The following is a 26,194-nucleotide window of genomic DNA, read 5'->3' as shown; positions in this document are numbered from 1 at the left end:
AGAACGGCAGGAACATGGTGTACCCAGTCCCTGCCGTTCACGGCCTATCCTTGCAATGACAGGTTGTTCTGCCGGGTATTACTGTGCAGCAGGTGTAATCTCGTCGGCATAAAACATTTCATCACTGCGCGGCGTGAAGTTCACGCGTGCATTCGTTCCATAGACACCTTCCATCTGGTACAGATACACGGCTGGACGTTCTTCTGCGAAGATTTGCTGTACTTGCTGGTACTCTTTTTCACGAGCCTCAGGGTCCATGTTCACCAATGCAGATTGAAGCAATTTCTCCACTTCCGGATTGTTGTAATCCGACTCACCTTTGGCTTCTTCGAACATGTAACGGTTGTAGTTATTCGAAGCGTCGAACAGGGAGTTACCGATACCGATCATGAAAATTTCCTTGAATGATTTGGAGCTGTAACGTTCACTGAAAGCACTTGGCTCAAGCACGTCCATGTTGATTTTGAAGCCAGCTTGCTCCAGCATCGCTGCAACAACTTCCACCTGCTCTTTGTATTGTGACGAAACGGAGATGGTCATCTCGGCTTCACCTTCAGCGTAACCGGCTTCCTTCAGAAGCTGTTTGGCTTTTTCCAAATCGTATAGTGATGTTTTGTACAGTGATGGGTCCGCACCAAAGTTTCCTGGCGTGACGGATGTGCGGGTAACAATACCTGCTCCACCGGCAATGCTGTCTACAATCCCTTGTTTGTCGATAGCCAGGTCAATCGCTTCACGCACTTTCGGATCAGCCGTAATGCTGCCTTCTGTCTGACGGAAGATCAATTGCAAGACGCGCTGGATTGGTGCTTTGACAATTTTCTTGTCTGCTTCGCCTTCAATGCGGGCAATGTCCGTGGACGGAATCGATGCAGCTACGTCAACTCCACCAGCGAGCAGTTCGGATACCCGTGTGGAAGCTTCAGGAATAACGCGGAATACGACTTCATTCCATTTCGGCTCACCATCGAAGTAGTTCTCATTTTTCACGAGTACCACACGATCGTCTTTTGTCCATTTGCTGAATTTGTAAGGTCCTGTTCCTACCGGTTGTTTAAGGAAAGCATCCATGCCGTTTTCCTCAATGTATTTGGCAGGCAGGATGCCCGCTCCCATTTTGGACAGGCGGTTAAGCAGAAGCGGATCCGGTCCATCTGTAATGATGTCTACGGTATGCTCATCAACCTCTTTGACCTCAACAATATTTTTGAAATAACTGTTTTGTTTAAGTGTTTCGTCTTTGGCTACCCGTTCAATCGTATATTTGACGTCTGCTGAAGTGAACGGATCGCCATTATGAAACGTAACCCCTTCACGCAGCTTGAAACGCCAGGTTGTGTCATTCACTTGTTCCCAGGATGTAGCAAGTCCAGGAACCTTGTTTTGTTCACTGTCATTTTTGACCAGATAATCAAATACGTTGACCAAAACGGCCTCACTGGACGTATTGTTGTTGTTATGCGGATCGAAACTCTCAATATCGGTAGCAGCTGCAATCGTAAGCGTTGTGCTGGCAGTTCCACCACTTTCTGTGCCGCTGGATGCCGAATTGCTGTCAGTACCTGTACTTGTTCCACCGCATGCGCTTAGCACCAATACTACAGCCAATAATGTGATCCACATGCTAGTCCATTGTCGTTTTTTCATTTGGTACGCTCCCCCTCAGAAGTTGTGTTTCTTGCCAAAAATTCAAGTGCCACGGATGAAAGTATGCCTACACCATAAGGCATTGCCGTTTCATCCAGATCAAACATCGGATGATGAAGCGGATAACGGGTACGTTCTTCTTCATTACCGGAACCAAGCCGGAAGAAAACGCCGGGAATCTGTTCACAGTAGAAGGCAAAGTCCTCGCCCCCGGTGGACGGCGAAATGCTGCTCCATCCTTTTGCCCAGTCCAGTCCGTCTACGGTTTCGGTAAGCAAGTCCACCATCCCGAGATCGTTCACCACAACCGGATATCCATCACCGTAAATAACCTCGTGCCCTGCGCCGAAGGAAGCGCACACCCCGCTCACCACCTGTTCAATCAGAGCAGGCATGCGTTCACGAAGAGCTGGTGAGAGTGTACGCACCGTCCCGATCATCTCCACCTCTGGCGCTATGGCTGTACCCATGTAGCCGCCAGTGATTTTACCGATGGTCACCACTACGGGCTCCAGCGGGTCTACCAACCGACTGGCGATATTTTGTAAAGCGGTGATGACCTGTGCGGATACCGCAATTGCATCAATTCCCTCATGTGGCCGGGCAGCATGTCCACCCTTGCCGAACACACGAATGACCAAGCGGTCTGCCGAAGCAAAAGCCACCCCTTTACTGACACCAACGGTACCTGTATCCTGTCCAGGTGTCATATGCAGACCTGCGATCGCATCCACCTTCGGATTCTCCAGTACACCGTCCTGAATCATGGCGCGTGCACCGGCAAGCCCCTCTTCTGCAGGCTGGAAAACAAACTTGATATTGCCCGACTTCGGCCTGCCAAGACCCGTAAGCAGCTCAGCCGCTCCCATCAGGATCGTTGTATGCGCATCATGACCGCACAAGTGAGCCTTGCCTTCGACCTGGGAGCTGTATTCGGCCGACTTCTGATCCTGGATCGGAAGTGCGTCCATATCTGCCCGCAGTGCAATGGTTGGGCCGTCCGTCTCGCCCCGGAGCAGACCTACAACACCGGTCTTCCCAACGTTACGGATCACTTCAAGTCCCAGGCTTTCCAGATGCTCGGCGACGATACCTGAAGTACGAACTTCTTCATATCCGATCTCCGGATTGCGATGGAAATCTCTCCGCCAGTTCGTGAGCTTTGGCTGTAACTGCTGTGCAAGTTGAAATAATTGTGCTCGTTCCATTAATGCTCATTCCCTTCTTGTTGTTCCGATGAGACCAGCCGTGAATAGATGGCGTCAGCGGAAAATGCAATATGACGTTTCATTGTATCCCTTGACTTGATCGGATCCCGGGATTTGAGGGCTTCAAGAATCTCGGTATGTACGCCCTGGTTAATAACCCGGATATTTTCATCGTATGGCATCAGATCCAGCGCAGGGTTGATCTTGGTACGAATCTGTCTGACTGCCGTCTCCAGGTACGGATTGCCCGAAGCCTTGGCAATCGTGAGATGGAACTTGACATCGAGCGCCCTGAACCATTCCCGCGTACACTCTGGCTCCATACTCTGCTTGATGTAACCTTCGAGCAGCGTCAGTTCGCCTGCGGTGATCCGCTCAGCAGCCAGAAAAGCGCCTTCCGGCTCTACAATCGTCCGATATTCAAACACATGTAACATTTGATCCCAACCACGCATGATCTCTTCCTTCGTTCGTTTATGCGCGTTGGCCGTGATGGGAAGTACGAAGGTACCTCCCTTAGCACCGACCCGCTTCTCGATTAATCCCTTACTCTCAAGGGCGGATAATGCTTCACGAACCGTAATTCGACTTGCATTAAAAATCTCGGCAAGCTCACGTTCAGAAGGAAGCTGATCTTCACTCATGATTTCCTTAAGAATGATTGCCTCTTCCAGTTGTTCCCTGATAAATTCACTGACCTTTATCGCAGAAACTTTCTCGAATTGGAAAGTCGATTGATTGAACATATCCACACTCCGATCGATATAATGTCTAAACCTTATACCATTAAACTCTTATTCATAATATAATTCCGAGTAAACAGATATGCAATAGTTTTTTTTGAGAAATCATCATTATTTTTTAATTCTCGCCGAACGCTCTTCTGGTTTGGGGATATTTCGGTTTTGGAATATTTCGCTCGATAATAATGATACAACCCTGCTTTCACTACGATAGGGACAGACATTATCGCTTGTTCGGCCAACGAAAAAGACGTTGTCGTGATGTACGACAACGTCTTTTCAAAGTGTATCTGTGTTTTAAATAATTTCCCTTTACTCGTTCAAGTAAACGGCTTTCCCTGTCCGGGCGGATTCATAGAGAGCTTCCAGGATTTGCGACACCACCAAAGCCTGTTTAGGAGTAACTACAGGCTCCTCATCCTTCTCGATGGCTTCGATCCATTTTCTCATCTCCACATCCGGTGCGCTTTCCGACTTCCCGTCGTAGAAGGCAACTCCGTCTGCACTAAGTGAGATTTCATTCGTATAGAGACGGCTGAATTTCTCACCGTTAATGCGAAGTCCGTTCTTCATATCGGCTCCGGCTTCCGTTCCGCTGAGACTGCATTTGGCTTCATCCACATCCAGTGAATTCAGTGCCCAGCTGGATTCCAGCATAATAGTCGCACCATTTTCCATCACGATCATGCCGAAGGCAGAATCTTCCACCGAGAATTTCTTCGGATCCCATGGCCCCCATGCATTCGCTGCATTTTCCTTTTGGGAAAGCTCATGATACGTTGTGCCCAGAACGACCTTCGGTTTGTAGTTATCCATCATCCAGAGTGTCAGGTCCAGTGCGTGTGTGCCGATATCGATCAGCGGACCGCCGCCTTGTTTCTCCTCATCCAGGAAAACGCCCCAAGTCGGTACAGCTCTTCTTCGAATCGCATGTGCTTTGGCAAAATAAATGGATCCCAGCTCGCCTGCCTCGCACATCTTTTTCAGGTACAAGCTGTCTTCTCTGAAGCGGTTATTGTATCCAATCGTCAGCTTTTTGCCTGTTCGTTCAGCAGCTTCAAGCATGCTCTGTGCTTCGGCAGATGTTTTCGCCATCGGTTTTTCACACATCACATGTTTGCCAGCTTCGAGAGCGGCAATGGAAATTTCGGCATGTGAGATATTTGGAGTGAGTACATGAACGATATCCAGCGTTTCATCTTTCAGCAATTCCAGATAATCCGTATACACTTCCGCTTCGGCATTGCCATATTTCTCTTTGGCTTCTTCTGCACGTTCCGGGACAATATCACAGAATGCAACCAGTTCCACATTATCTAGCTTGCTGAGACTCGGCAGATGCTTGCCATTCGCAATCCCGCCACATCCTACAATTCCGATACGGTACACTTTACTCATATCCATTCACCCTCACTTTTGATTTGGTTTGTTTCATTTTCCGAAAAGCTGACGGAGTCATCCCCAGACGCTTGCGGAAAACGGCATGTAGATAATTGGCATTGGTAAAACCTGATACAAGCGCAATTTGCTCGATGGAGCCATTGCTTTCCTCCAGATTGCGGCAAACCGCACCCAGTCGAATATCTTCCAGCACACGACTGAACGGCATGCCCGGCTGCACCTGGTAAAATATTCTTTGCAGCTGTCTGGTGCTGATATGTAGCTTCTCTGCCACATTTTCCAGTGTCACAACATTGGAGTAGTTGGCCTCCATGTACTGGACGGCATATTCATACCTGTACATGGACATGTCACGTTCAGGTGCTTCCACCCGGATCTCTCCGTTATCGTGGGCACGAACGGTTCTCAGCAGGATGCTGATCACCAGCTGTTTAATGGATGTATAATATCCGATCAATTTACGATCACATGCTTCATACGCTTCCAAAAAACAGTTCATGGCCCGATGGTAATCCTGCACCGGAACAAGGGGCAACGCTCTGAGCTTGGCGATCGTTTCCTCGGATTCTGCAGCCTCCCAGGGATCTACATTCTCTCTGGGCTGCTCCACAATATCCACATGAAGACACAGTTCATCCATGTCCTCTTCGGAATCGGCCTCCTGGTAATGAACAACGCCTGGCCCTGTTAAATACAGCATGCCTTCGGACAAAGAATGCATCTGGTCACCCAGAATGACTTTCCCCTTGCCCCGCGGAATAAAATGAAATTCAAATTCCGCATGGTTATGAAAATCAACGATTCGACCTGCCGGAAAAGACGTCAGATGAAATCGTAAAACCCGTATCTCGTAATGTCCCCATGCAATGGAAATATCCAACCGCTCAAGGAGGTCCTGTCGTTCAAGCATTTTTTCAAAAGGATATCGGTTCAATATCGTACCTCCCCAACCAGCCTAACCTTGTAAATCACCCAGGGAGATTCTGCGCCCTTCCTTGGCAGAGGTGTTGGCAGCCTCCATCAGGCGTGTCAGTTCAGTGGCGATCTGCAGATTTTCAGCAGCCAAGGAATCGTTTTGAATATGAGAGACCCACTGAGTGAATGCGCTTTCTCTTTTATCCAGCAGCGGAAGCACCGTCCATTCCTTATAGGCCTCTGTGCCCGCATTGGTGCGGATGAGCAGCTTGTCGTCAGGTGTTCCGTACAACAAGGTTCCTTCCGTCCCATGAACTTCAATCGTAAATGGAGAATGACTATTCACAAAGCCAGCCTCGACCACACCAATCGCTCCTGAATCCGTAAACAAGGTGGCAACGGCATTATCTTCTACCTCTTTGCCGGTGATATAACCGAAATTGGCATTTACGCCGGTCACTTCTTGACCCAGGAAGAGTCTGGTCAGATACATAGGATGGCACCCCAGATCAATCATAGCACCTCCCTGGCATTCCTCCAAGCTGTAAAAGTGCTGCGGCAGCCAATCTGCAGTGGCTCCATTATGAGACAGGCGAACCCTGACATAGGTCACTTTTCCCAACAGGCCTTGCTGAAGCACATCCTGAATGGTTAACGTATACCCGTCATTCAAGCGAGGCAAAGACACCGTCATTTTGACTCCTTGCTCACGCACCTCAGCCATGATCGCATTCACATCTTTTACTGTTGAAGCGATGACTTTTTCCGTAAAAATATGTTTACCTGCTTTGGCAGCAGCGGTAATTACGTCCTTGTGGTCACGAGTAGGTGCGTCCACTATAACGGCGTCAATATCCTTCTGTGCCAGCATCTCTTCCAGAGACGCATAGAAGGGTACATTCAGACGGCTTGCAGCTTCCTGCCCGCGCTTGACATCTTCATCCCAAACTGCGGCTATTTCAGTGTCCTCATGCTCCTGGACTTGCTTGATATAATCCCATGCATGCACATGCCATAAGCTTATTTTGCCGATTCTGATGGTCACTATGTCTTACCTCCTAGTATATAATATCCTGACAACTAAATATAAATTATCACAGACTTCATTTCATTTTAATAGGAACAGGCGACAACAAATATATAAAATTACGACATCCAAATCCAAAACCAACATTCCAACTTAAACAGTTTTAGCCTCTACTCCCTACCTCGTAGTCCAGTAAGGTTCCATCCTTTGGGTAACTATTGATTATCCGGAAAATAAAAAAGAGACAAGGTGCTCACACATATACATATGCATGGCACCTTGCTTATTGAATCATTGGATTCATTATTTAGTTTAGAAATTTAAGGAAGCAAAGTCTCCTCAGCAGGTGGTTCCGGGCTCGGGTCCTCCGGGCTCGGGTCCTCCGGACTCGTCTCTTCCGGGTTCGGGTCTTCAGGACCCGGTTCTTCCCCGGCAGTCACGAACAGCCGGCCTGGTGCTTCGGTCTCGATTTTGTTCCCTGCTGCGTCTTGGACACGAATGACGATGACTCCTCCCTCAAGTACCAGTGTGGAAGGTGTAGTGTATGTGCCCGTATAGTGCCCAGGCTCCGTTTCCACCAATGGAATCTCGGATCCGCCTTCAGCATTCAGATTCAACGGCAGCTGAATTCGGAATGATGCCGTCAGACCTGGAGCACTGTCAAAGGATACGGTTACGGTTTCACCTGAGGCAATGCGTACATCTTCTGCAGGTGTAATATTCGTTAACTCAGGCAGCGTTGTCTCTACCAATACTTTGCGTGTTACCGTCGTTTTATTACCTGCCAAATCCGTCGCTGTTACAGTGATGGTGTTCTCCCCTTCATTGACGAGAATACGATGACTGAAGCTTCGATCCCTCTCCAACTTGACGGTTCCTCCGTTAACTGTCACCTTGTTGAGAAATGGGTCCACTGCGCTGCCTGTAACATGTACAACTTCTGCATTGGTCCGGCTTCCATCCTCTGGCGTAAGTAGTGTTAATTCTGGCGGCGTCTGATCCTGGATAATGACAACCGGAAGCGAGCGGTCCGTAACTTTTCCACCGATCACTGCCTCTGCTGTGAATGCATTGACCCCTGGACGAAGTTTGGCGTCCAACTTAAACTTCCCATTCTCAACCGTTGTGGTTCCTGCCACATCTTTGCCATTGTAGATTTTGATCTGAGCTCCATTCGCCGGAGAGGTTCCGGACACGGTGAAGGTTGATTTATTCGAATACGTGTTTGCCGGTGCCGTAATGACTGGTGCGTTTACCGGATATCTCACCACCGCACGGATCATATAGTTGCCCTCTTCTGCTGGTGCTGTGCTCCACACGCCGCTTACACGCTGCCAGCTCCGCCCCGCATTGGTACCATTCTCATCGGTTGCCAGTCCCGGTGCACTTGTTCCCGCCACAGACTGTACATAAACGATATAGAAATCGCCGTTTACGATAACTGGCTCCGGGAATTCAACGCTGGTCCACTGATCATTACGTAATGCTGTACCGTCAAACGGTCCTGCCAGCAAACGTCCAGGTGCGCCATCTGCGCCGGAAGCATCATAGACGGCATACTGGAACGCAGTTCCACCAGGTACAGGCCACTCGGTGTTCCAGAATCGAAGTGATGCGCCTGTTACTTGAGCCGTTGCCTGCTCAGGTGTCATTCGCACGGCCCAAGCATTATCAGCGGCAACAAAAGCTCTGGCATTCTCGGCTGTTCCATCGTCATATGCGATTTCCCCAGGGAAACCGATAAATGGCTTCAATGCCACACTCGCTTCCGCTGTACCATTTCCAGGCACCGTCACATTTACGGTTTTGCTGTAATAGTCGGCAGCTCTGACGGATAGGGTATAGCTTCCTTCCAGCACATCAAGAACGAAGCTGCCGTCTGCGCCGGTACGAACCTCACCTACCTGAGCATCTTCCAGCACGAGAACGGATGCGTCGACCAGCGGTTCGCCTGTCCGTTCGTCGGTAACTACACCTTCAATCTGTCCATGAGGGATGGCTTCCAGATTGAAATTGGCTTTTGCTCCATCACCATCGGTGATGGTTACTGTTTGAGTCCGCGGATAGTATCCGTAAGCCTCAGCTTTCAATGTATAATCACCCGCAACATGGGTGAAGCTGTATTTTCCTGTCGATGGGTCTGTTTTCACCGAACGTCCGGTTTCGAGAACGGTGACCGTTGCACTTGCAGGCAGGCTTTGCGGAGTAACGGAACCTGTATCAGGTTTCTCTGCTTCCGGCTGCTGCTGCTTGGTTTGATTAAATTCAGCCTTATCGGTTCGTGTAACCTTGTACCAGGAATTGTCATAAACCGGTTTAGGTTTGTCACTGCTAAGAACTGCCGCGCTATCTTGTGTTACCGTCTCAGGTGCGATACTCAAAATGCGGAAATCGTCAATGTACCAGCCCGTCTTAACCACACTGCTGTCTGAGGTCAGGCGGAATCGGAATTGAACTTCGTTTCCAGTGAGCGCACTCAGATCGTAATATACCGGCGTCCATTGTTTCCCGTTTGAACTATGAGAGAACTTGCCAAGTTCAGACCATGTGCTTCCTCCGTCTGTTGAAGCTTCCACATAGCCATAGTCATATCCGCTTTCAATCTCATACCAGTGGTTGAAGGTCAGTGTAGCATCATTTGTTTCCGTCAAATCCACAACTGGCGATACCAGAGAATAGTTCGATCCGTTCTCGTACGTATTATCCAGATCGGTTGCCCAGACATTTGGCGGAGAAACGGCACTTGCAGGTCCATTGACCGGAACACCGCGTTCCCATTCATCCTTGGTTCCCGAGTGGGTCCATCCATTATCATCACTGCCATCAAAATGGTCGACGTAAATATCTTCTGGCACCTCAACCGTGATGGATACCTCATTCGACTTCTCGCTTTCATTCCCACTATAATCCAGAGCAGCAACAGTATAATAGTAAGTTGCATCCGTCACTGTGGCCGTATCTGTAAATGTCGTCGCTCGTGTACTTCCAATCGCCTCGTAGTCGGCGCCGGAAGTCGTCGAACGATAGACAATGTAAGACTCCAGATCCTCATCGTCAGGTCCGCTCCAGGACAATGCCACATTACCCAAAATGTCAGCCGCTGCGCTTAATTCTGCAGGCGCCCCAGGAGCGATATCATCTGGTGATTGTACGGAGAAGTCATCAATATACCAGCCTGCCTTTTGGACAGAATTGTCACTGGTCAGGTTAAACTGGATGAACACCTGCTGCCCCGCATATTCTCGCAGATCCACATACTGTGTCTTCCAATCACCGCCTGTTCCCGTGAAGCTTAACAATTCCTCAAACACGTAATCATTGTCTTCGGTAGCGATATACACTTTGCCGAAGTCAATATTGCTCTCCAGATCAAACCAGTGTTTGAAGGAGACTAATGCCCCTTCCGGACTTTCGGTAAGATCAATAGGTGGTGCCAGCAGATATGCATTGCTGTTCCCTGCATACGTGCCTTCCAGGTTGGTTGCAATCACCTTGTCTCCGGAGGCTGCACTGCCAGGACCGCTGACCGGTGCTCCCCAAACCCAGGTGCTTCCTGTTCCGCCTGTTGAGAAGCCCAATTGATCTTCTTCAAAATCCTGAACATATCCTGGCTGTACACCATTGGACACAGCCACTTTATATACCTGGCTCTCAAATCCGTTATTGCCGTAATCGTTAACCCGGATATAATACTCCACCCCTTCCGGCTCAATCAGAAATGCCGGAATGGTAGCTGAATAGGTTCCGTCCTTGCTATCTCCCGCGATGCGGTTCATCGGCAGATAGACGTACTGACTCGTGCCTGTCGTTTTGGCGAATGCTTCTACCGAAACCACCCCAACGTTATCCGTAACATGAGCAGTCAGCGGAATATCAAGTCCTGTGAAAGCTGAGTTAACAGGTGTGTGTTCCAGGACTGGTTCTTCAAGATCATCTCCTGCGGTAACCACCCGTCCTGATACCGTTCCGATCCCTTCAAGTACCGAGCCGACAGCATCCAGCGCATTAATAATGCCATGTCCGTAGCCATTGTTTGGCGATGTTGGATATTGACTATCCGTTCTCGGAGTTGCTGTATCCATAATAATCTGTTCCAGCTGATCTACGGTCAGGGAATGATTGGCCTGAAGCAGGAGTGCTGCAAGTGCTGTCGTATGCGGGCCTGCCATGGATGTTCCGTCCCAGCCCCCCTCATATACCCCACCTGGAACAGAGGAGCGGATATTGACCCCTGGTGCCGAAACTTCTGGCTTAATCTCGTCATATGGAGATGGACCGAGGAGTGAGAAGGAAGCCAGATTACCGTTAATATCCGTAGCGCCTGTGGCGAAGCTTTCAGGATAATTGGCAGGATTCGCGACCGAACCCGGGCCTCCAGGATTCGTCAATCTCACATTACCGGCAGAAAACTCAGGGAAAATCTGTGCATCCCGCCAGGCTTGTACCATTGGCCGGAACCACTCGTCCAGTCCTGCACCGCCACCCCAGGAGTTGTTGACCACATCCGGAGCGAGTTCAGGGTGAAGGTTGCCTTCGGCATCCACGGGTGCAATCAGCCACTGTCCGCCGTCCAGGATAATGGCATCCGTGGTTTCCGGATTAAATATCCGTACACCGATCCATTTGGCACCTGGAGCAACCCCGATCTGATTGCTTCCATCTTCTTCTGAACCTACCATTGTCCCCATCGTATGTGTACCATGCCCATCCTCATCGGCAGGCAGGGAAGCGTTACTATGTGGATCATACCAGCTGAGCTCTGGATCGACGATATTGCCTGATGCATCAAGTCCTCTCCATTTGCTGCGAAGAGCTGGATGAGTATAATCAACTCCACTGTCCAGATTGGCAACAACGATGCCTGTTCCATCGATTCCTCTCTCCCACACTGCGGGCGCATTGATATAATCGATATTCCACTCAACATTTTCTGTTGCCAGGTTATCCTTTGATGCGACTGCTGAGTCCTTGGCACCTGCTGCATCTTCTTTGGCTGGCGTTTTGGCAGGATCTGCAGCTGGTGCTGCACTCGCCGTTTCTTTGCTTACCTCGGCTTTTTGCAAGTAACGTGTTTCGTTAGGAAGGACTTTTTCCACTTCTGGCAGCAGAGCAATCTGTTCCATGACTTCCTTTGTACTCGTTACAGCCAATGAATTGACGATAAAATAGCTTTTATATTCTTTGACCTTGCCCAGGTCAATTTCCTTCTCGAGATAGCTTTCGAGCGTGTACTGCGTCCGCGATGCCGTTTCCCGAAGAGAGCTGACAACAGAATTCCGGACGGACAGCTTGGTTGCTGAAGCCGTTTGTTTCTCTATTGTCGCCTTTTCCATGGCCTGTTTGGAGACAGCCGAGGTATCCACCTGTTCCTTCATTTTCACCAGATAGGTGACATAGTCACTATCTTCAAACTGCTTGGTCAACTTCGCGTTGACTTTGGATGTCGAAACCTTGGCCAGGCCAGATTTCATGTCGATTTTTTGTGATGTGGAGTTGTCAGCTGAAACCGGATGTACGATCGAAAATGCAAGGAGAAGCGAGAGCCCCATGGATATGGGCTTGCGTAACCGATTAATCTTTATCAAACTTTTCCACTCCTTTTACCCGGTTTTTGAGTTATTCTGGTGCATATGCCCTTCTCTGCAAAATCAAACGAAAAAAACGGCCTTTTTGCGGACCACAATAGACGCCCGACTCATTACATAGAGCCTCACCTCCTTTAAAGGTCTGGTTAAGGGACAATGTGAAACGATAGCTGCTGTTTGTTGATCCTAGAAGTGAATTAGAGGAAAGATTATGGTTCAGCCATGAGAGTGAATGTCTATTAGCATTCATATGGGAGGGTAATCACGAGCGTTAGCAAAGGACTTGCCAGGGAGTAAATGAATCAATCGATTGGAGTAGGTTGAGTGATGTTTGAATTTCTATGAATTTCACATAATATACAATTTGAATTTTAATTGGATTTTTATGGAATAGTATAGAGCCAGAAAACGATATATACAAGCATTTTTCTTGAAAAATATAGAAAATAAGCCTTTTTAATGCTTTTATATGTCTATTGTCTCTTACAGCCCGGAATCTCATTTCGCATTTGCGCAAAACCGGGATACTTGCAGGTCTAATTAGAGTCTTAATAACCAAGGCTTATCGCATTACTATCATGAAACAGAATAGAATGACAAAAAGAACCGGCATGGTTGCCGGCTCCTTCCGTCTTTTAGTCCATCTCCATTTTGAAAACCACAGGTGAATCGCTCTTAACGCTTCTGGTTGTAATCGTAAGGGCATCCGCTGTTCTTATCCACTGAGGTTGTTCCTCAAAACCCAATACCTCTATACTCTTAATTATACCGTGAAAATGATGAGAATTCTCCTTCAAGGATTGAATACGAACTTCTCCGTCATCCGGATAGACCAGTACCGTTGCGTACAGGCAGCTCTCTTTGACTGTAAAACGAATATCTTCACTCGTAAAAATCTTGGTATCTCCGTCTGTGAACTGGCCTTCCTTCACTTCTGTCGGGCCTTCACCGTATATACGCCAGAAGGTGGTATCATATATGGCTTCGCCATTCACCTCCAGCCACTCGCCGATCGCGAGCAGAATATCCCTGTCTTCATCGGGGATGCTGCCATCCGCTTTCGGTCCAACATTCAGGAGAAGATTGCCGTTTTTGCTCACAATGTCGACCAGGTCCCTGATGATTTCATTTGCTGTTTTGTAGTCATTATTTTCCGTGTAACACCAGGAGTTTTTGGCGACGGCAGTATCGGTTTGCCAGAAGTACGGTTTGAGATCGGCAAATTGCCCCCGTTCAACATCGGGAACGGCACATCCCAGCACAAATGCGTCATGTTTATAGTTAATGGCTACAGGAATACCCCACTCCTCGCCTTTGTTGTAGTAGTACGCGCTGAATTTTTTCAGGTAGGGTTTGAAAGCGGCGGTCTGAATCCACCAATCAAAATAAAAGACTCGAGGCTGATATTGGTCGACCAGTTCACAGCAGCGAATCAGCCAGTCTTCCAGAAACTCCGTGGATGGCGGCGAGCCATACAGGTCGTGATGGTCCGGTTCAGGCATGGCAGGCCAGTAAAAATCCCCACGTCTGAGCGGTTCCTTGATATCTGAATCGAATTCCTTCCCGTGTGACATGAAAAACCAGTGCTCGGCCCGGTGCGAGGAGACGCACAATGAAAGACCCTGCTTCTCATAAGCGGTCTTCATCTCCCCGAGAAGATCCCGTTTGGGTCCCATTTCAACTGTGTTATAGTGGGATATGGAGCTTTTATACATTTGAAAACCGTCATGGTGCTCAGCGACAGGCATCACGTATCTGGCTCCTGCCTTTTTAAATAGCGCAGCCCATTCGTCTGCATTGAACTTTTCTGCTCGGAACATCGGAATGAAATCCTTGTATCCAAAATCCTTCGGGTGGCCATAAACTGCCAGATGATGCTCATGGGCTTTGGAACCCTGGATATACATATTACGTGAGTACCACTCACTATCATAAGCCGGAATGGAATACAGTCCCCAGTGAATAAAAATTCCAAATTTTGCATTCTTGTACCAATCTGGCACCTCATAAGCACTAAGCGAGCTCCAGTTATCCTTGAATCGGCCTTCCGCAATGGTCGCTTCAATCTGTTGCAAATATTCGTTACTGTCCATGATCTGTTCTCATTCCTTTCATTATCCTGTTCCCTTGTATTGTAGTGGCTTAATGAACGGATAGACATGCAGAACACTAACTTTTGGATGGACAATAATAACCTTGTAAGGAGATGTGATCCGTGAATCATCAGACGTTGCTTACGAACTACCTGTCCAACCTGCACGTGGAATTGTTCATGGTCGACTACAATCGGTGCGGAGCCGACTGGCGTGATCTGGATTATACTCCAGACTACAGCAAATTTTATTGGATATGCGAAGGGGAAGGATGGTTGAAGATCGGGGATCAGGAATATTATCCGGCACCTGGACAGCTCTTTTTGATGCCTGAGGGGGTCACTCAATCCTATTCGGCCATTAGTGATCAACCTTTTCTCAAATACTGGTGTCATTTCAGCGTAAAGGTCGGGGGGATCAATCTCTTTCAAATTCTGGAGTTCCCTCACTTCTGTTCTATAAAGCGCCCTGAGCTGGTCAACGACATCTTTAATAACATTCTTTTGCATGCCAAATCGGGTGAGGTATATGGGCACATGATGGCCAAAAGCAAACTGACGGAGCTCATCTCCCACTATCTGATGAATCTGGATCTGCAGCAGATCACTTATTTGAATATGCCTGTTATTGAAAAAATGTCTGCCATACTGGCTTATATCGATGCCCACATTGAAGAGAATATAACGGTTCAGGATCTGGCTCGCATTGCCTATATGCATCCAAACTATTTTATCCGTTTCTTCAAACAGCAGATCGGCACCCCGCCCATACATTACATCACGGGCAAAAAAGTGGACAAAGCCAAGGAACTGCTCACCTGTACACCAAGCACCATTACGATGATTGCAGAACGTCTCGGCTTCCGCGATTTGTATTATTTTTCAAGACTGTTCAAGAAGCATACCGGTCTAACCCCTACGGAATTTCGTAAACAAACGACACGGCTGGCAACGTAAGGATGGATGATGAGGTCTGGCTATGCAGATTTGCTCGTAAAATGAAATGGAGTTCCCTATGAGGAACCCCATCAATTATAAGTATTTGCTATGGAGTCCTTCGCTGAGTTGGATGACTCTTTTGATCTCTTTCAAATAGGCGTAGCCATATTCTTCATCGGGTTCAAGATATGTGCCTTCTGCCCACTCGTTCCAGGCATTGATGAACATGAAGCCACTCTTGTACGAATTCCGGCTTCGCTCCATCTGCCTGGACAAATACACCCCAAATTTCTCGGGAGTGGAACCAAGTGTACTCTGTCCGTCCATGCCGCGTCGCGGCGTATTGTCCCAATTTACAAAAGCACCCGGGTATACCACTTCCCCGTTTCGATGAGGCGACCTTTCCAGCATGGCAGACCAGACTTTATCATAGTTCACGACAATATGCTTCTGACTCCCGATATTCATCTCGATCCAGATTTCGTTCGTGTGACCATGAGCAAACGTATAATGCGGCTCAAATTCCATGCTTGCGTCAAAAATCTGGTTATTATAGGTCGGGAAACCGCCTATCGTTTGCACAAAATGAATACCCTCCAGCCCATGTTTCATGGCCAGCTTGCGCCAGTAACGAATCATTTCCTCACAACGGGGAATGCTGGCAGGCCGGTATATAAGGAACATCGGTTTTCCATCCACCCGGATATAGCGTTTGTCCTTAAAAGCCGTGACCAGATAATCGAAATGTTCTTTCCAGTCGCTCTCATCTCCATAATCCTGTGAAATGAGAATATCCGATTCCTGACCATCCCATTTGCGAGTCCAGGTTTCATTGGCCCATGACAAACAAAATGGGAAATCGGGTTCCCCGGTTTTTATGATCTCGTCAACCGGCTTTTCAAGCAGTCGCTTGCCCTTGAACCAGTAGTGATAATAACAGAATCCATATATTCCATATAATTCTGCTGTCTCTGCCTGCCATTTGCGCACCGCAGGGTCCGTCAGATCATAATAGTTCTGCTGCAATGGCTTTCTGGGCTGAATATGGCCTGAATATAAGGGAACTGTTTTTCTCACATTCGTCCATTCGGTGAATCCTTCCCCCCACCACTTGTCATTCTCAGCAATCCGATGAAATTGAGGCAAATGCAACGCAATAAGTTTCAATCAGGATTCCTCCATTAGACAGCCGGATTTATCGGAATATACGATCCAGAAGCTGCAAGCTTTTCTGAAAATAGGAATGATTATATTTGACGTAAGCCATTGCCCGGGAAGCAGCCAGTCTTCGCTGATCCACCTGGTTCCAGTAATAGTCAAACTTCTCCACGAGCTGCTCAAGCGAATTGTAGCTTTGGAATACGTCCGTATCCGGATCAACAGTTGAAGAGATCGAGATCAATTGGAATGTTCCGCAAGCCGCCACCTCCAACATGCTTCTGATCGAAGAGTTGTCCTGAATAACAATTTTGGCACCGTTGTACAACCATTCCCGATCTTCATGAGCCTGTACAGGGATAAATGCTCCATATCGCTTCCATCCCTTCCCCTCAACTCGTACCTTTTTGCCGGACAAAAGGGCATGATTCGCAAATTCAAAAAGGCCACTGCCAGGCTGCGCATCTCCAATGATATACACATCAGATTCGTGATGCTTGCGAGCTGTCTGAGGATAGAATACGTTAGGATTCGGTGGAAAAGGAACTTCATAACATAACGCATTACCCATGCGCTGATAGGATGGAATATTTGCAGCATCCTGCGTGAATACATAATCGAATAAGGAGATCACGGATTCCAGATGCTTTACACCAGATGGATCGGATAACCAAATGGCCTTTTTGATCGGCGAGGCACGTAACGCTTCAATGTTCTCCTCCGGCAGTGCCTCTTCACCGCCCAAAAGGAGAATCAAATCCGTATTGGATGCGTCCAGGTATGTTTCAATAGGTTGAATCGTTTTGATTTCATAGATGTTTTTCACGAGATGCCTCAAACTCTGTTCCAGCAGAACGGACATGGACGAAATCTCTCGATCCATACACGGCGTAATGAGAAGCACATTTAATTGTTTGTACACGACCTTTGGCGGATCAACCTTAGGCGGACGATGGCCATCCTGTAAAATTTTCATCAGGTGCTGCTGCAGATCCCTCTGCTGGATGGTCAGATGATGCTGAATCGACTTCAATTTCCGATTTAATGTGGCATTCATCTGTCTTAGCAACCGTTGATTGGGATGCTGGACAGAGAGCTTGTTTTTTTGAGATTTGACTTGCATGCGTCTCTTTTTTTTGATGACCAAACCCTCCCGTCCCAAAACGGATTGACACTCACTGCCTACAATATGCATGGATGACTGGCTAGGTTTCTAGAATTGGATTTTTAGGTGTTCAACTATGTATAATGGCTGTTTCTATCCATAAATGTGCCAGAACCCGGTGTCCATCCGGTTCTTGTCCTCATAGAATATATCAAGACCAGATGGGAGTTGATATGTTTGCCAACATTTGATAGCATCCTCGTTACGGGAAACCAGACCATCAATCAGAACCTGCATGTGAATGGTAATGAAACGGTTGGGTTGGATCTGCAGGTGAACGGAAATCAGACAATTGCCGGCCATCTTCAGATTAACGGCAGCAGTTCCCTTACAAACAATCTCGGAGTCGGCGGAGTTATCGATGCAGGGGACAGTGTAAAAGCCTCCACCCGGATCATGGCGCTTAATCAGCCAACCCTTCCTGCAGCTTTGCCGGTAGTGCAGCAGTTGTTGTACTACAATCCGGGTGTCTTGAATCAACCGGGCCTTGTTCTGACGGGAACCAGCGGGAATCAATATGTGTTGTTTATCGACGATAGCGGAGGAACGCCCAATCTCGCTATTCAGATGATATGATGCAAGAAAAGCGTGCGAAAAAGCCGAACGGCAGAGATGTTTCACTCTGCGGTTCGGCTTTGTTTTTTTTGATTACGAAATTATCGGCTGGGAATTAGTATGGACAATGCACTTTTGGATTCCATTTTTATGCTTAACAGCTCTTCATCACGAAGCTTCACCTGAATATCACCAGACTCTTCCCCATCATTGAAGAGAACGACGGCAATGGAACCATCCCTGTTGTTGAAGGCAACGTTGTGAATGGAAGCATGACTTGACGTCGATTCGACGCGAACGGCCTTCGGGCGAATAATAGCACTAAAATGAGCCAGGGCATAGTAATCCAAAGTATACGTAAGCTCACCCGTTTGCTGGTTTACCTGCACGATGCCGCGACAAGTGCTGCGACCGAACCCCGGCACCGTTGGCCCGTTGTTCTCATCCAGTGCCATATTCCAGAGCACCAGAGACTTGCTATAATTTCGAAGAATCTGAATTCCTGTGCGCATGACATTGGAGAAAGCCTGCTCGAAGGGAGGAATCCACTCCCCTCCTGATCCTTCTGTGAAGTGTACTTCTTTACCTGCATATGCTTCATGTACCTTCGTTTGTGCCGATGCTTCGCCTCCGTACCAATGCCAGGCAACGCCATCGACTTCCTCTCCCGCCTGCTCCAGCACGGTAAGAGGATAAGCGGGCTCATCCCAGTTGTGGTCATAACAGAGAATTTTGGTCTGAATGCCCTGACGGACAAAGGCAGGTTTAAGATGATTTTTGATAAAATCCGCCTGCGCTTCCGCTGGCATCAACATGCCTGGATAATGTCCCGGTTCATATAGTGCCTCATTTTGTGGTGTCACCGCATAGACCTGCAGTCCATGTTCCGCAAAAGCCAGAATATATTTGGCAAAATACTCGGCGTACACCGAATAATATTCTCGCTTCAATTGACCCGTGATCATTGATCCACTGGTTTTCATCCACCCGGGTGCACTCCAAGGTGAAGTAAACAGCTTCAGTTCCGGGTTCAGTTCCAGCGCCTTTTGGGTTAAAGGAATTACATCTTCCTTATCATGCGCAATGCTGAAACGGGCGAGCTCCATATCCGTTTCCCCTTCAGGCAGATCATTATAGCTGTATACCGTTCTGGCATAATCCGATGCCCCCATCGGATTACGTACAACAGACAACCCGATGCCATCCCGAGGATGGAACAACCTGGTCATGACCTCTTCCCGCTGTTCATCACTTAATACCTGATGGATCAGATAGGCTGCTGAATCGGTAAAGGAAGCTCCGAAACCGTCCATTTCCTGAAACGTCTGCTGATCATCCAGATGGACTACGATTGTCTCCTGGTCCGCATGAAGCGGTTTCAATTGTTTCTCTGATATAGGCACAAACAACTCATGCTCTCCTGTAGATTGATAAATCTTGAATCGGCTCATCTGATCCCCTCCGGATTTCTTTTATTGGATACCCAGTTTCTCCTTGTTTTGTTTCATCTTCTCACTGCGGACCTTCACGATCTCCTCCCAGCGATTTTCATCCAAAAATGACTTATATGCCGCCAGCGCACTATCAAATGCAGCATCATCCTTGGCCCGAACCATACTTACCAGTGTCGAATTCCATTTGGTATTAATCGCAGACAGTGCACGTGCCTCCTGCGTTCCTTGATCTGGGTTAATATTCTCCAGGATGAAGTGTGGCTTGAGCTTGCCATTGCCCCATTCCTGCATTTGTTTAATCGACTCAGGAAAAGCATCCGCACTCAATGCCTTATGACGGTCATGACCGAAGAACATGAATTCGCCCATACGATAATCCTTTTTGAACTTATCCGCATTGTTGAGCTGCAAATCCTTCACAGCAGGCAGTAATTCTACCGTTCCGTCCGCTTTGGTTTGATAGGTTTCACCTTCGATGCCGTAATTCATCAGCGTCTGACCTTCTTCACTGAGCAGATACGTGAAGATCTGAATCGCTTTGGCCGGATCTTTGCTGTCCTTGGAAATGAAGTTAATCATCCAGCCGGTAATGCCGGATTGATTCAGTGTTGGAGCATTGCCTTTGGTACTTTGTGGACCATCTATCGCAATATACTCCCTGCCAGGATTGGCACTCATGTAAATTTGAAGATTACCGCCTTGTTGAGGTGTGCCGTCCAGCAGCATCGTTGCGTATTTTCCTGATTTCACTTTTTCCTCAAAGGCTGTACCATCATCCGCAAAACTGTCATCACTGATATTGCCATCTCTGTATACCGTGTTCAGCGTCTTCAGCCAGGCAAGATAGTCTTCATCGAGATTTCGATCATAGAATTCGCCATTCTCGCTCTCCAGCGGTACACCAATGAAATCCTGCAGGGTATCTCCGAGTGAACCCGTTCCTTCGCCGATAGAGTTAAATCCGAAAGGGATCAGCGTCGGAAACTTCTCTTTGATCTGCTTCATCACATTCTGGAATTCTTCCGGTGTACCCATTACGGGACTTCCCAGTGCCTCATACACATCCTTGCGGATGATAAATGCTGTTTTGGCTGGAATGTTACCGCTATCATAATCGGCTTGCGTATTGGAATAGTTCGGGTATCCGTAGGTCTTGCCATCAGCCAGCTGGAACCAGTTCAAGGTATCGGCTGCAGCCACTTTGTTGAAATACGGATCATATTTTTCAGCCAGATCATTCAGCGGCAGTGCCCAGGTTGCGGCCTTTTGCACGACAGGAGAGTTGGAGTCAAACACTGTCAGCAGGTCAGGCATATCTCCACCGGCAAAAAAGGTATTTAATTTGGTGTCATCTCCCGTAATGAATTTAATGTTGATGTTCAGGTCCTCTTTGATTTTCTTCGTAACAATGTCTTTGCCAAAATCGGTGTTCCACCAGTCCGCGTTGACGTACCAGGTCAGATCTGTCACTTCTTCTTTTTTGTCCAATTGCCAAGCCGGGGTCTCTGGATCAACCGTATAGCGGTCTTCAATGGAAACCCAGTTTCCCTCACTGGAGCCACCCGCTCCCCCGCTGCAGCCTGTAATCATCAGTACCGCTGTCAGCAAGGCAGCACTCAGTTTAACGCCCGTTTGGCCAATGGCCTTCTTCATTTTCAACATCGTGTTTCCTCCTCAAAATAGTCATTTGAACTAACTCGGAATTAACGTTACTCCTTGACCGCACCCAGCATCATTCCTGATATAAAATACCTTTGGAGGATGGGATAAATCAGCACGATTGGCAATGTGGTAATCACAATGGTGGCAAGCTGCACGCCTTTGGTCGTCGTTTCGATCACCGCCGAGCCTCCGATATTTTGCATGGATTGGGTCTGGGATTGAACAATAATTTCATAGAGCATCATCTGCAGCGGGTACAGGGATTGATCCGTAATGTACAACTTGGTGGTCATGAAGTCATTCCATTGTCCGACTCCATTGAACAGCGCGATCGTAGCCATCGCTGGCATGGAGAGCGGGATGAAAATTTTGAGGAAAATATGCCAGTCCCCTGCTCCATCAATCTTGGCCGATTCCTCCAGAGAATCCGGGACGTTCCGGAAGAAGTTCATCAGAATGACGACATCATAGAAACTGAACAACGCCGGAATGATGTATACCCAGAAGCTGTTAAGCAGACCGAGGGATTTGATCAAGAGGTACGTTGGAATCATTCCACCCGAGAAGAACATGGTGATGACACCCATGGCGACATATAATTTACGGCCCCGTATGTACTTTTTGCTCAAACCGTAACCGACCATGGCGCAGAAAAATACGTGAGTAACCACTCCGATTGTCGTTTTCGAAACCGAAATGAAAAAGGCTTGCCAGATACCTGGATCGTTAAATACAGCTCGATAGTTCTCCAGTGAGAACTCTGGTGACCAGAAGATAAAACCGCCTTCCGCCAGCGCCCTGCCTGAACTAAAGGAAGAGATAATAACATTCCAAAGCGGGACCACAATAATAACAGTACATATAAACAGTAAAATAATATTCAGGGTATCAAAGATCCGGCTATCGAGATCTTCTTTGGCCACCTTTCCATTCACGCGGTATGCCTCCTTCTAGAGCACAGATTGATTATCGTTGAGCTTGCTCGTGATTTTGTTCGCAGTAACCAGCAGAATGACTGACACAATCGAGACACCCAAACCAACCGCTGTCGCGTACGAAAAGTCTCCTTGAGACATCCCCATGCGATACACATAGGAGTTGATGACCTCTGCTTTTTCACGGTTTTGAGAGTTCATCAGAACCAGTGTCTGATCCAGGTTGGAGCCAAGTAAACCGCTTACAGTAAGAATCAGATTCAAGCTGATGATCGATCTCATGTTGGGTAGCGTGATATTCCAGATTTGTCTGAGCCTGCTTGCACCATCGATTTTGGCTGCTTCATAATACGTGGGATCGATCTTCGACATTATCGCCAGATACAAAATAGTCCCCCAGCCTGCCTCTTTCCATATATCCGATAACGTGGCAATCCACCAGTACTTCCCTGCATCCAGCAAGATGTTTGACGGCTGCGAGATGAGTCCCAGACTGAGCAGGATTTGGTTGAACAGACCCGTCGTTGAAAACCAGGTAATGAGCATTCCGCCCAGTACAATCCAGGACAAAAAGTGCGGCAAGTATGAAACCGTTTGCACAAATTTCTTGAATCGCCCGCTGTTAAGTTCGTAAATCATGATCGCCAGAATGATCGGGATGACAAATCCAATCCCCAATTTGAGAAAACTGATTCCCAGCGTATTCACAACCGCGTCCCAGAAATACTTATCGGACAGTATAATTCTGAAATTCTCCAAACCTACCCATGGCGCGGTAGCGAGCGTATCGATGACCGTGTAATTTTTGAAAGCAATCGTCAAACCGTAAATCGGGATGTAACAAAAAATAATCATAAAAATAATGCCTGGTATAATCATGGACTGAATTTCCCATTGTCTGCGATAGTCCACGACGAACTCTCTAACCCTCTGCCCCATGGGTTTCTTTTGTTTATGACCGGGTCTGATCGGCTTTTTGCCGCCTGTCGTCTCTACAGCTAATTTACTCACGTTCCATTGCTCCCCTCTGACTTGCCGCATTTATATAAAAACGTTTTTATTTTTGTGCATAAAAACCCCCTTCACTTGCATGAATCATTAAAAAAAGACCGGGAATGACCCCTTACAGCTATGCTTGAACATCATTCCGGTCGATCTTTAGGTGACTTGAACCTCTTACGATAAGTTCACCCGCTAATTTTTGGGCTGCGCCCTGCTCTTTCTTTTTGATCATGCCGACCAATTGGTTGATGGCCAGTATCCCTTGTCTTGCAATCTGGTTCCGTACCGTCGTAAGTGGCGGCGAAAAATAGGGAGCGATATCAATATCGTCAAAGCCAACAACACTTACATCCTGGGGAACTTCATACCCTTCCGATTTCAAAGCATGAATACAGCCGACCGCACTCAGGTCGTTACCCGCCAGAAATGCATCGGGACGCTTGCCTGGATGCAGGTGCAAAAAGGATTTTATCGCACTGTACGTGCCCTCTTCCTCAAAATAACCCTGAATGATATAGTCATCATCCACCGGAAGCTGGTATTCACGCAAAGCCGCCAAATACCCCTCCCTGCGCTGTACGCTGTCAAACATTGTGTCGACGCCGGATATGTAAGCAATTTTCCTGTGTCCAAGCGAGATCAGGTACTTGGTTGCTTCATACGCCGCCACATAGGAGTCGAAAATAACGCTCCCCATTGTGTCGCTCTGGTAAACCCGATCCAGAAACACAGCCTTGATCTTGTCTTTTTGCATGGACAGAATATCCTGCTCATCAATCCGAAGCTCTTCGTATATGATGACACCATCGACGCGGCGCCCCAGGATATTGCTCATGATGACCTGTTTATCCTTGGTGACAAATACATTCAGCCCATAGCCCAGACGATCACACTCGCGAGACATCGACTCAACCAGCTTATAGAAATACGGACCCGATACACTGGTCGTGAAGAAGCCCAGCATCTTGGTTTGCCCGGATTTTAACAGCTTGCCATTCAGATTGGGAACGTAGTTTAACCGCTCTGCCACCTTCAGCACGTGAGATTTGGTCTCCGGATTGAGGACGTCCACACCATTAAGGGCGTTGGAGACGGTGGATATGGATACACCAGCTTCCCTTGCAACATCTTTGATCGTAATCTTAGCCATTAGGTTTGGTCCTTTACTATAAAAACGTTTTTATATTGTTAAATTAGCATAAAACCGTTTTCAACACAACACTTTAATTTTTTTCGTGTCGTAGGCTCATGCTTTTCTTAAGTATACATGTTGTAAATCTGCTCCAATTGCTCTGCCAAGCGATCCAGACGGACAAACCGATCAGCCCGGATAACTTCCCTTTTCTCCACCAGCATTAGCATGATCGGAACGGTCAAAATGAGAAACCTCGAGGCCACCTCTTCTACCTGATTTGCATCGATGTGTCCCAGATGAATTGACGGATAAGGCTTAAGCAGCTCCCTGATCTTGGGAAGCAAAGCATGGCATACACTGCATTCCTGGCGAGAGACGTATAGAAAACTCATTTCATGCTGCTCGATAAACTGTTCAACCATGTCTATGGACGTTAACTCATACATTTCTTTCATGTCCGCCTCCGTCTTACTCAAAAATGTTTAGCAAGTATCAGTGTACCATGATTACGAGCCCTGATAAAATTCGCATGTGAATGGACTGTCCAATGATTAGCCAGCTGGAATTCCATAAACATAAAAAATGCCCTTTCCAAAACACTCCAATCTGGATTAAACTGGATATGCACAACCATCTTAATTGAAATGAGGTTTGTCTATGAAAAGAAAAACCATGGTATTGCTGGCTACCCTCTGTCTGCTCGCTTCATTCGCCGCTTCTGCATCTGCCGCTTCCGTTGACAACGGATACAGCCTATTATCGGATCGACAAACCGGTACGGTAAAATAACCCTCGTTGCTAATACTACCCCATTACCTACTTCTTAGAGCTAACACATAGATCAATCTGCTTCATGATGACACGAAAATGGACACGAACCCGTAGATTCCTGCAGGCTTGTGTCCATTTACATTTTAGTTCAATCTACCTTCGCACCATACGAACGCATAAACAGAATCGCTTGTTCCCTGTCTATTCGTGCACCCTTGACGTCCAATGATTTCAAATCAATTCCTTCCAGATTGGCACCGCGGAGATCCGCTCCCAGAAGCTTGGCTCTGCTCAGTGTTGCTCTGGTCATGTCACAGTCTCTTAGATCTGCCTTACCAAGATCGGTATCGGAGAAATCCGTTTCATAGAATCGAATGCCTCGCAGATCCTGTTTGCCCAGCTTTGTATGTCTCAGATTCGTATAGGACCAATCCCCCTGAATGAGGGTTACGCCATCCATCTGCGCCCCCGAGAAATCGGATCCGGTCATTTTACAGGACGTAAATTTGGAAACAAACAGGTTGGCTCCGTTAAATGTACAGTTCTCAAAAGCGGATTCGGTATGAAATGATCCGTTCAGGCTCGCCCCTCTAAAATCACATTCAATAAACCGACAACTGCTTGTCTCGATTTCCTCCATCGAGGCATTCATAAAGGTACACTGCTTGAAAATACAGCGCACAAGCTCTCCATATCTTAAGTCGTGCCCGTCAAAATGCACCGATTCATATTCCTGATCCTTGTATTGGTACACGATAAACCTCCTACTTTACATCTTGATTCTAGTAACCCAAACTTTT

General features: G+C 47.6%; 20 protein-coding genes. 3 read left to right on the top strand and 17 right to left on the bottom strand.

Annotation, left to right across the window (positions count from 1 at the left end; all coding sequences use genetic code 11):
- Positions 1 to 78 precede the first annotated feature (78 nt).
- The 8 genes from AAIH57_RS03090 to AAIH57_RS03055 form a co-directional block, all read right to left on the bottom strand.
- Positions 79 to 1,647: an ABC transporter substrate-binding protein gene (locus tag AAIH57_RS03090; protein ID WP_430020498.1), complete on the bottom strand. Its 1,569-nt coding sequence runs from the start codon at positions 1,645 to 1,647 to the stop codon at positions 79 to 81.
- On the bottom strand, positions 1,644 to 2,855 hold the full coding sequence (locus AAIH57_RS03085) for a M20 metallopeptidase family protein (protein WP_430020497.1): 1,212 nt from the start codon (positions 2,853 to 2,855) through the stop codon (positions 1,644 to 1,646). The genes AAIH57_RS03090 and AAIH57_RS03085 overlap by 4 nt, the downstream gene beginning before the upstream one ends.
- Positions 2,855 to 3,601, bottom strand: a complete 747-nt coding sequence (locus AAIH57_RS03080) for a FadR/GntR family transcriptional regulator (protein ID WP_430020496.1) — start codon at positions 3,599 to 3,601, stop codon at positions 2,855 to 2,857. The genes AAIH57_RS03085 and AAIH57_RS03080 overlap by 1 nt, the downstream gene beginning before the upstream one ends.
- Positions 3,602 to 3,910: 309 nt before the next feature.
- Positions 3,911 to 4,996 (bottom strand): Gfo/Idh/MocA family protein, encoded by a 1,086-nt coding sequence (locus AAIH57_RS03075; protein ID WP_175396457.1) that lies wholly within the window; start codon positions 4,994 to 4,996, stop codon positions 3,911 to 3,913.
- On the bottom strand, positions 4,989 to 5,933 hold the full coding sequence (locus AAIH57_RS03070; protein WP_246310917.1) for an AraC family transcriptional regulator: 945 nt from the start codon (positions 5,931 to 5,933) through the stop codon (positions 4,989 to 4,991). The genes AAIH57_RS03075 and AAIH57_RS03070 overlap by 8 nt, the downstream gene beginning before the upstream one ends.
- Before the next feature lie 21 nt (positions 5,934 to 5,954).
- Positions 5,955 to 6,959, bottom strand: coding sequence for a Gfo/Idh/MocA family protein (locus AAIH57_RS03065; protein WP_430020495.1), 1,005 nt, complete (start codon positions 6,957 to 6,959; stop codon positions 5,955 to 5,957).
- A gap of 302 nt (positions 6,960 to 7,261) precedes the next feature.
- Positions 7,262 to 12,526 (bottom strand): S8 family serine peptidase, encoded by a 5,265-nt coding sequence (locus AAIH57_RS03060; protein ID WP_430020494.1) that lies wholly within the window; start codon positions 12,524 to 12,526, stop codon positions 7,262 to 7,264.
- Between the two features lie 635 nt (positions 12,527 to 13,161).
- Entirely contained in the window at positions 13,162 to 14,619 is a 1,458-nt protein-coding gene (locus AAIH57_RS03055; RefSeq protein ID WP_175396454.1) for an alpha-L-fucosidase, read from the bottom strand.
- A gap of 122 nt (positions 14,620 to 14,741) precedes the next feature.
- Between AAIH57_RS03055 and AAIH57_RS03050 the strand changes: the two genes are divergently transcribed.
- A complete protein-coding gene (locus AAIH57_RS03050; protein WP_175396453.1) occupies positions 14,742 to 15,575 on the top strand; it encodes an AraC family transcriptional regulator in 834 nt (277 codons plus the stop codon).
- 75 nt (positions 15,576 to 15,650) lie between these two features.
- On the opposite strand, the gene AAIH57_RS03045 is transcribed toward AAIH57_RS03050, so the two are convergent.
- Both AAIH57_RS03045 and AAIH57_RS03040 read right to left on the bottom strand, forming a co-directional pair.
- Positions 15,651 to 16,724, bottom strand: coding sequence for a glycosyltransferase WbsX family protein (locus AAIH57_RS03045; RefSeq protein ID WP_430020493.1), 1,074 nt, complete (start codon positions 16,722 to 16,724; stop codon positions 15,651 to 15,653).
- 28 nt (positions 16,725 to 16,752) lie between these two features.
- Complete coding sequence (locus tag AAIH57_RS03040) at positions 16,753 to 17,862, bottom strand: glycosyltransferase family protein (protein ID WP_430020492.1); 1,110 nt, start codon at positions 17,860 to 17,862, stop codon at positions 16,753 to 16,755.
- Positions 17,863 to 18,057: 195 nt separating this feature from the next.
- On the opposite strand from AAIH57_RS03040, the gene AAIH57_RS03035 reads away from it, so the two are divergent.
- Positions 18,058 to 18,456 carry a hypothetical protein gene (locus AAIH57_RS03035; RefSeq protein ID WP_430020491.1) on the top strand — a complete coding sequence of 133 codons (399 nt, stop codon included), beginning with the start codon at positions 18,058 to 18,060 and terminating at the stop codon, positions 18,454 to 18,456.
- 80 nt (positions 18,457 to 18,536) lie between these two features.
- Here the strand turns inward: AAIH57_RS03035 and AAIH57_RS03030 are convergent, their stop codons facing one another.
- The 6 genes from AAIH57_RS03030 to AAIH57_RS03005 all read right to left on the bottom strand — a co-directional run bounded on the left by AAIH57_RS03030 (position 18,537) and on the right by AAIH57_RS03005 (position 25,078).
- Positions 18,537 to 19,886 (bottom strand): glycoside hydrolase family 30 protein, encoded by a 1,350-nt coding sequence (locus AAIH57_RS03030; RefSeq protein WP_430020490.1) that lies wholly within the window; start codon positions 19,884 to 19,886, stop codon positions 18,537 to 18,539.
- A 21-nt stretch (positions 19,887 to 19,907) separates the two neighbouring features.
- The gene (locus AAIH57_RS03025) at positions 19,908 to 21,551 is read right to left on the bottom strand and encodes a sugar ABC transporter substrate-binding protein (protein ID WP_430020489.1); all 1,644 of its coding nucleotides are present in this window, start codon (positions 21,549 to 21,551) and stop codon (positions 19,908 to 19,910) included.
- A gap of 47 nt (positions 21,552 to 21,598) precedes the next feature.
- Positions 21,599 to 22,486, bottom strand: coding sequence for a carbohydrate ABC transporter permease (locus tag AAIH57_RS03020; protein WP_413033625.1), 888 nt, complete (start codon positions 22,484 to 22,486; stop codon positions 21,599 to 21,601).
- Positions 22,487 to 22,501: 15 nt separating this feature from the next.
- Positions 22,502 to 23,425 (bottom strand): ABC transporter permease, encoded by a 924-nt coding sequence (locus AAIH57_RS03015; protein WP_413035193.1) that lies wholly within the window; start codon positions 23,423 to 23,425, stop codon positions 22,502 to 22,504.
- Positions 23,426 to 23,615: 190 nt separating this feature from the next.
- Complete coding sequence (locus AAIH57_RS03010) at positions 23,616 to 24,638, bottom strand: LacI family DNA-binding transcriptional regulator (protein WP_430020488.1); 1,023 nt, start codon at positions 24,636 to 24,638, stop codon at positions 23,616 to 23,618.
- A 107-nt stretch (positions 24,639 to 24,745) separates the two neighbouring features.
- Positions 24,746 to 25,078 carry a thioredoxin family protein gene (locus AAIH57_RS03005; protein ID WP_175396445.1) on the bottom strand — a complete coding sequence of 111 codons (333 nt, stop codon included), beginning with the start codon at positions 25,076 to 25,078 and terminating at the stop codon, positions 24,746 to 24,748.
- A gap of 202 nt (positions 25,079 to 25,280) precedes the next feature.
- On the opposite strand from AAIH57_RS03005, the gene AAIH57_RS03000 reads away from it, so the two are divergent.
- Complete coding sequence (locus AAIH57_RS03000) at positions 25,281 to 25,412, top strand: hypothetical protein (RefSeq protein ID WP_430020487.1); 132 nt, start codon at positions 25,281 to 25,283, stop codon at positions 25,410 to 25,412.
- 130 nt (positions 25,413 to 25,542) lie between these two features.
- Here AAIH57_RS03000 and AAIH57_RS02995 read toward each other — a convergent pair whose 3' ends face one another.
- A complete protein-coding gene (locus AAIH57_RS02995) occupies positions 25,543 to 26,148 on the bottom strand; it encodes a pentapeptide repeat-containing protein (RefSeq protein ID WP_175396444.1) in 606 nt (201 codons plus the stop codon).
- Positions 26,149 to 26,194: the final 46 nt, after the last annotated feature.

Source organism: Paenibacillus sp. MABNR03 (genome assembly GCF_050455445.1).
Classification (GTDB): domain Bacteria; phylum Bacillota; class Bacilli; order Paenibacillales; family Paenibacillaceae; genus Paenibacillus; species Paenibacillus xylanilyticus.
This window is presented reverse-complemented; position numbering and strand designations above follow the sequence as displayed.

Excerpts from the sequence above, each read along its gene's own strand:
- AAIH57_RS03090 (WP_430020498.1), bottom strand. The coding sequence starts at position 1,647 with ATGAAAAAACGACAATGGACTAGCATGTGGATCACATTATTGGCTGTA.
- AAIH57_RS03085 (WP_430020497.1), bottom strand. The coding sequence starts at position 2,855 with ATGGAACGAGCACAATTATTTCAACTTGCACAGCAGTTACAGCCAAAG.
- AAIH57_RS03080 (WP_430020496.1), bottom strand. The coding sequence starts at position 3,601 with ATGTTCAATCAATCGACTTTCCAATTCGAGAAAGTTTCTGCGATAAAG.
- AAIH57_RS03075 (WP_175396457.1), bottom strand. The coding sequence starts at position 4,996 with ATGAGTAAAGTGTACCGTATCGGAATTGTAGGATGTGGCGGGATTGCG.
- AAIH57_RS03055 (WP_175396454.1), bottom strand. The coding sequence starts at position 14,619 with ATGGACAGTAACGAATATTTGCAACAGATTGAAGCGACCATTGCGGAA.
- AAIH57_RS03030 (WP_430020490.1), bottom strand. The coding sequence starts at position 19,886 with ATGAGCCGATTCAAGATTTATCAATCTACAGGAGAGCATGAGTTGTTT.
- AAIH57_RS03025 (WP_430020489.1), bottom strand. The coding sequence starts at position 21,551 with ATGTTGAAAATGAAGAAGGCCATTGGCCAAACGGGCGTTAAACTGAGT.
- AAIH57_RS03015 (WP_413035193.1), bottom strand. The coding sequence starts at position 23,425 with ATGGGGCAGAGGGTTAGAGAGTTCGTCGTGGACTATCGCAGACAATGG.
- AAIH57_RS03010 (WP_430020488.1), bottom strand. The coding sequence starts at position 24,638 with ATGGCTAAGATTACGATCAAAGATGTTGCAAGGGAAGCTGGTGTATCC.
- AAIH57_RS03005 (WP_175396445.1), bottom strand. The coding sequence starts at position 25,078 with ATGAAAGAAATGTATGAGTTAACGTCCATAGACATGGTTGAACAGTTT.
- AAIH57_RS03000 (WP_430020487.1), top strand. The coding sequence starts at position 25,281 with ATGAAAAGAAAAACCATGGTATTGCTGGCTACCCTCTGTCTGCTCGCT.